This window comes from Brevibacterium metallidurans, from assembly GCF_037101285.1.
Taxonomy (GTDB): Bacteria; Actinomycetota; Actinomycetes; order Actinomycetales; family Brevibacteriaceae; genus Brevibacterium; species Brevibacterium metallidurans.
In genome coordinates this window covers 1-1,547 of the sequence record NZ_BAAAAF010000042.1, presented here as the reverse complement: position 1 = coordinate 1,547, position 1,547 = coordinate 1, and the positions used below count along the sequence as shown (strand labels likewise).

The following is a 1,547-nucleotide window of genomic DNA, read 5'->3' as shown; positions in this document are numbered from 1 at the left end:
TTTGCGGTGGTGATAGTGGTGGGGAAACGCCCGGTTAACCGTTCCGATCCCGGTAGCTAAGCCCATGTCATGCTGATGGTACTGCAACTTGGTGGTTGTGGGAGAGTAAGTGACTGCCGCAATATTCGTTGAGGAGGGGATCCTGCCCATTGGGGCGGGATCCCCTCCTTCTTTGCATTCACGACCTGTTTCGGTTCACCGCCCCCCGGCCGCACCGATCACAGCGTCAACGTCATGAAGACGCTGTTCGGATCCGGGACATACGTTCCGAATGGTGCCGTCTCGGCGAAGCCGGCCTTGCGATAGAACGCTCGAGCCGGAGCGAAGAACTCCATGCTCCCCGTTTCCAGGGAGATCTGCTCGATCCCGCGCGAACGCGCATCCGCGAGGACGTGATCGAGCAGCTGCGAAGCGATGCCTTGGCCACGATGCTCGGGAGAGGTGCGCATGCTCTTGAGCTCCTCATGGTAGGGGAGCAGTTGGGCAAGAGCGACCGTGCCGACCACTGTGCTCCCGTCGTAGGCGACCCACAGGCGCACCTCATCGCCTTGAAGCGCGAAGAGATCGAGTGCGTGCCTGGATTCGGCCGGCGCCGTCGGCGCCATATCGTCGAGATGCTGCTGCAGGAAGTCAGCCAACTGGGGATCATCGAAGTCAGCGGGCACAATCGTCATCATGCACTCATCGAATCCCAGAGCGGACCCGCGGTCAACTGCGCATCCGAACACCGCACCCCGGCTCACCGACCCTTGTTCAGACAGGTCGTTTTCATGATGTGGAATTCGGACGGCATCTGAGCCCTCAAGGCACGGAACACCCGTAACGTCCATTGCGTCGCAGAGAGTCTGAATGCGCACCTCAACGGTGAGGATCTGAGAAGAGATGGCATTGAGCACTCCGAATACCGCGGGCATACCGTTCTCGCTGAGCGAAGCGGTATAGACATTGAGCAATCGGCTCAGAACGTCGGTGCCATGTTGTTGGGATTTCTGAGCTGGTGGTTCAGACTAGTTCTCTTTCGTTTTCTGGCAACCCGCGCACTGTTTGCCAGAGAGTAGATGCTTCGCCAAAGGGGACTCCGTCGTCCACGTGGAACGTGGCCTTTCCGGCGGTGCTGCCAATAGTGGAACGACCTTTGTTAGGCTCTCAAGAATGCGCTTGGTTGGTCCCGACTCAGGCAGAACGACGTCTGCGTGGGCACCTGGGTTCAAAGCTCTCGACGTTTGGCTGCTGAAAAGGTCGAGAAGGTTGTCTATGCATTTGCGCGCTGGGATGTGTCGGCCATCTTCGCACCAGGCTTCAGATGTTTCGCGAAGGTCTGCTCGAATACTTGTGCTCACAATACCGAGATCAGCGCCTTCTGAAACCTGTCTCTCCGCAGGAGTGATATTGAGTCCCGCTGGCCCAAGAAGGGTGGAGATGGCGATGTCAAGGCGTCGAAGCAACATGGGGCTCGCCGGCGAGCAGTCGAGCGAATGCCTCGGTGGGCGTGAGATAGCCCAGTCGGCGGCGGGGTCGATTGTTGATCTCCTCGGCGATGGTGGTGA

1 protein-coding gene, 1 rRNA gene and 1 pseudogene are annotated in these 1,547 nt (G+C 58.9%); 1 reads left to right on the top strand and 2 read right to left on the bottom strand.

The genetic code is table 11. The features are described 5' to 3' along the window. Positions 1 to 2 precede the first annotated feature (2 nt). Positions 3 to 122 (top strand): 5S ribosomal RNA (gene rrf / locus AACX88_RS17405). Positions 123 to 218: 96 nt separating this feature from the next. Here the strand turns inward: rrf and AACX88_RS17400 are convergent. Further along, positions 219 to 953 carry a GNAT family N-acetyltransferase gene (locus AACX88_RS17400; RefSeq protein WP_339394122.1) on the bottom strand — a complete coding sequence of 245 codons (735 nt, stop codon included), beginning with the start codon at positions 951 to 953 and terminating at the stop codon, positions 219 to 221. A gap of 475 nt (positions 954 to 1,428) precedes the next feature. After that, positions 1,429 to 1,547 (bottom strand): annotated as a pseudogene (locus tag AACX88_RS17715) (IS30 family transposase); the annotation flags it as partial.